Annotated in this window: 4 protein-coding genes, 4 tRNA genes and 1 pseudogene; 8 read left to right on the top strand and 1 reads right to left on the bottom strand. The window is 40.1% G+C overall.

The annotated features are described in order from the left end of the window. From H5181_RS20140 to birA, 3 genes and pseudogenes are all read left to right on the top strand, one after another. A pseudogene (locus H5181_RS20140) lies at positions 1-114 on the top strand (IS630 family transposase); the annotation flags it as partial. 178 nt (positions 115-292) lie between these two features. Then, complete coding sequence (murB, locus tag H5181_RS20135) at positions 293-1,309, top strand: UDP-N-acetylmuramate dehydrogenase (protein ID WP_182751876.1); 1,017 nt, start codon at positions 293-295, stop codon at positions 1,307-1,309. Beyond that, positions 1,306-2,268, top strand: coding sequence for a bifunctional biotin--[acetyl-CoA-carboxylase] ligase/biotin operon repressor BirA (gene birA, locus H5181_RS20130; protein WP_182751875.1), 963 nt, complete (start codon positions 1,306-1,308; stop codon positions 2,266-2,268). Before murB ends, birA begins: the two co-directional genes overlap by 4 nt. A 36-nt stretch (positions 2,269-2,304) precedes the next feature. On the opposite strand, the gene coaA is transcribed toward birA, so the two are convergent. After that, positions 2,305-3,255, bottom strand: coding sequence for a type I pantothenate kinase (coaA, locus tag H5181_RS20125; RefSeq protein WP_059746619.1), 951 nt, complete (start codon positions 3,253-3,255; stop codon positions 2,305-2,307). Between the two features lie 223 nt (positions 3,256-3,478). Between coaA and H5181_RS20120 the strand changes: the two genes are divergently transcribed. The 5 genes from H5181_RS20120 to H5181_RS20100 form a co-directional block, all read left to right on the top strand. Next, positions 3,479-3,554 (top strand) — tRNA-Thr (locus tag H5181_RS20120). A 7-nt stretch (positions 3,555-3,561) separates the two neighbouring features. After that, positions 3,562-3,646 (top strand) — tRNA-Tyr (locus H5181_RS20115). A 35-nt stretch (positions 3,647-3,681) separates the two neighbouring features. Beyond that, positions 3,682-3,755, top strand: a tRNA-Gly gene (locus H5181_RS20110). Between the two features lie 9 nt (positions 3,756-3,764). Further along, positions 3,765-3,840, top strand: a tRNA-Ile gene (locus tag H5181_RS20105). A 114-nt stretch (positions 3,841-3,954) separates the two neighbouring features. Then, positions 3,955-4,133: GTP-binding protein (locus H5181_RS20100; protein WP_259397096.1), on the top strand; the 179-nt coding region annotated here is incomplete at its 3' end.

Raw genomic sequence — 4,133 nt, 5'->3', positions numbered from 1 at the left:
AGTGGATATGACGATATTGTTGAGCAGTGTTCCATTGCATGGAATCGATTTATTGCAGAGCCGGAAAGGGTGATTCAACTATGTTCTAGACGGTGGACAAAATTGACCAATTAATTAATGTAAATCGTATTGTATCCAACCCACATATGAGTCACCGGTGTCACTAAAGTTATCAGAATAGTTGACGTATACAGCTTTTTCATTGATATGTTTTTAGTGTAATCATGCTAATTTGTTAGCTATTCCCTGCTACAATAGCGATATATTTTTTGAATTTGATGCTTTTCTATTTATGCCTATTTCGCTTACTTCATTAAACACATTTGGTCTTAACCAGCATTGCGATTCTTTAGTTGAAGTGACTAACAAAGATGAGCTAATAAAGACAAGCCTTATGCTGTATCAACAACAGCAAAGTATGCTCATCCTCGGAGGAGGCAGTAACGTAGTATTTACTGACGATTTTCAGGGAACCGTAGTTAAAGTTAGCACGAAGGGCATTACGATTAATGAAGATGATGATTATTATTATCTCACTATTCAAGCTGGTGAAAATTGGCATCAATTAGTTGAATATTGCTTAACTAAACATATTTATGGTTTAGAAAATATGGCTCTGATCCCCGGAACCGTAGGTGCTGCGCCAATACAAAATATAGGTGCTTATGGTGTTGAGTTTAATCGTTTCTGTCACAAGATTGAATTTTTACAACTCGATACGGGTGACTTAGTACATTATGATAATCAACAATGTGAATTTGGCTATCGCGAATCCATTTTTAAACAACAACTTAAAAACTTAGCCGTCATTACTGAAGTGACTCTAAAGCTGCCTAAGAAGTGGGAACCAGTGGTAAATTACGGGCCATTACAACACTTTGATGCTATGGATGTTACTGCACAACAGGTATTTGATTGTGTTTGCCATGTACGTCAATCCAAGCTTCCCGATCCTAAAGTATTAGGTAATGTAGGGAGTTTCTTCAAAAACCCTGTTGTATCAGTAGTAGATTATCATTCACTTAAAAATCGTTACGAAGACTTAGTGGGTTACCGCCAGGTTGATGACCATTATAAGCTTGCAGCAGGTTGGCTAATCGAGCATGCCGGTTTGAAAGGAATTAATATCGGTGGTGCAGCTGTTCATCAAGATCAAGCTTTGGTGTTGGTTAATCTAGGCCAAGCAACTGGTGACCAAGTATGCCAATTAGCGAAACATATAATTCAGACTGTTTTTGATAAATTTGCGGTCACATTACAACCAGAGCCTAGGATTATGGGCTCAGTTGGGGAGATAGAAGTAAAATGAATGAGCATTGGTCGCGTAAACGGCAAATATTAGCATGTTTGCATCATGAACGTTTTGTTTCTGGTGAGGTAATTGCGCAATCCTTGTCGCTTACTCGTGCAGCAATTAATCAGCATATAGATGCATTAAAAGATTATGGTATCGAAATTTATAGTGTGAAAGGAAGAGGCTATAAATTAGCAAATCCAGTGTCGTTGGTAAATGAGTCTCATCTTGTTAATGGAATTGATGGCCGTTGTTTTTATTTTGATGAAACGACCAGCACTAATGCTTTTATGCTTGGACATGCCTCAGAATTAAAATCGGGTGATATTTGCATTGCTGAATATCAATCCGCTGGCCGAGGTCGAAGAGGGCGTCAATGGTTGTCTCCTTATGCTCATCATGTTTATGCTTCCATGTTTTGGCGTTTAAATAATGATATTAGTCATGCCAGTGGTTTAAGTTTAGTTGTAGGTTGTTCTATTGTTAAATCTTTAGCTGACTTTGGAGTTGAGGGATTGGGACTGAAATGGCCAAATGATATCTATCTTGATCATAAAAAATTGGCTGGGATTTTAGTTGAGGTCAGCAATTCGTCAGCTCAGAAAACAGAATTAGTCATTGGTTTTGGGATTAATATGAGTATGTCTGTAGAGCAGGGAGAGCTAATAGACCAGCCATGGAACGATCTATCTGGTTTGGTGAATATGCCTGATAAAACGGAGCTATTAATTAAACTACACAAAACCCTTAAAGCTGATTTACAGCTGTTTGAGCTGAAAGGGTTGAAGGCTTTCCTTGATCGTTGGAATAAATTTGATTTATTTATTGGCCGTGAAGTATCACTACTAATGGCACCTAATTCTGTTAACGGTATCTGTCGAGGTATTGACGAGCAAGGGGCTTTGTTACTTGAAAACGAGCAAGGGGTTACACGTTATCTTGGCGGTGAAATTAGCCTGCGAGCAGTAATGTAGATGCTAGAAATGAGCCTGCAATAGGCTCATATATTGTTATTTTCTAAGTAAAACTCGGTCCATTAAGTGGTTTGGGCCTTTTTGTAAGATGAGATTTGCCCGTTCACGCGTTGGTTGAATGTTGAGTGATAAATTGGGGCCGTTAATCGTATCCCAAATATTTGCAGCAATAGTATTAGCTTCATCATCAGTTAGACATGAATAGTGATGAAAGAATGAGTTTGGATCACTAAATGCGCCTTTCCTAAATTGTAAAAAACGCTGTTTATACCACTCTTTCAATAATGACTCATCAGCATCAACATAAATCGAGAAATCAACAAAATCTGATACAAACGGCCTTCTTGTATCGATAGGCGTATCCAAACCCGTTTGCAGCACATTTAGCCCTTCTAAAATTAAAATATCGGGCTGACGGATGGCTTGATGTTCATCGTGACATCTATCGTATGTAACATGCGAATAAAGCGGTGCAAGAATCTCTTTTTGCCCAGCTTTAACTGCCGAAATGAATTCAACCAACATTTTCATGTCGTAACTTTCAGGAAAACCTTTACGTTGGAGTAACCCTTTACGTTTAAGGTCTGCAAGAGGATACAAAAAGCCATCTGTGGTAACTAAATCAACTTTAGGATGCTCTGGCCAACGTTGCAATAACGTTTGTAATATACGCGCTGTAGTACTCTTACCCACGGCGACACTTCCTGCGATACTAATAATATAAGGACCTGGGGAAGCTTTTTGCTCCAGAAACTTATCAAGAACAAGCCCACGCTGCTGTTTTGAGCCGACAAATAAATTCAGTAAACGGCTGAGAGGAAGGTAAATGTCAGTGACTTCATCTAAAGACAGCTTTTCATTCATACCACGCAGATTTTCTAATTCAGCCTGGCTCAATGTAAGCGGCACTGATTTGCGTAATTCAGCCCAATGCTCGCGCTGAAAAGCAAAGTAGAGTGCATCTTGTATTGAGTTAATTGGATTCATAACCATTCCTCTAGGTTGGTCAGGCACATTACACTATCGAATAAATGGCGACAATAGTCTGCGGCTCATTTGTCTTCATCCCCCATTACATTTGCCTACAAATCACACTTTTTAAGTGAAACGAGTGTAAAAAAACGTCATTTGAAACTTTTTTTTGGTTTTTTATCATTTTCCTATTGCACTCCGAGGCACATTTACCTAATATCCGAACCCGAAATGACACGCCGGCATAGCTCAGTTGGTAGAGCAACTGACTTGTAATCAGTAGGTCCCGAGTTCGACTCTTGGTGCCGGCACCATTTTTCTGGAGGGGTTCCCGAGTGGCCAAAGGGATCAGACTGTAAATCTGACGGCTCAGCCTTCGAAGGTTCGAATCCTTCTCCCTCCACCACTTTCTAGGTAGTTAGGTAGCCTAAAATAGGTTGCGCGGATGTCGTATAATGGTATTACTCCAGCCTTCCAAGCTGATAACGCGGGTTCGATTCCCGCCATCCGCTCCAAATTTGTTCGCTGATATGGCTCAGTTGGTAGAGCGCACCCTTGATGAGGGTGAGGTCGGCAGTACGAATCTGCCTATCAACACCACCATGTCATGAATAAACTTCCTAACCCTAAATAATCGATTCGATGTCATTTCTATGCATCGGATTTTTACTATATGTGTTTTCATCACCAAGATAATTGGACTGAGGCAATACCATGGCAAAAGCTAAATTTGAACGTAACAAGCCCCATGTGAACGTGGGCACCATCGGTCACGTTGACCATGGTAAAACAACTTTAACAGCAGCAATCTCTGCCGTTTTGTCTAAAACTTATGGTGGTGAAGTTAAAAACTTCGCTCAAATCGATAACGCTCCAGAAGAGCGTGAGCGCGG

It is taken from the genome of Shewanella sp. SG44-2 (assembly GCF_014164215.1).
Taxonomy (GTDB): domain Bacteria; phylum Pseudomonadota; class Gammaproteobacteria; order Enterobacterales; family Shewanellaceae; genus Shewanella; species Shewanella frigidimarina.
Note: the sequence above shows the minus strand (reverse complement) of the source record. Positions and strands in the feature narration are given on the sequence as shown.

Coding starts and splice junctions, on each gene's coding strand:
- murB (WP_182751876.1), top strand. CDS start 293: ATGCCTATTTCGCTTACTTCATTAAACACATTTGGTCTTAACCAGCAT.
- birA (WP_182751875.1), top strand. CDS start 1,306: ATGAATGAGCATTGGTCGCGTAAACGGCAAATATTAGCATGTTTGCAT.
- coaA (WP_059746619.1), bottom strand. CDS start 3,255: ATGAATCCAATTAACTCAATACAAGATGCACTCTACTTTGCTTTTCAG.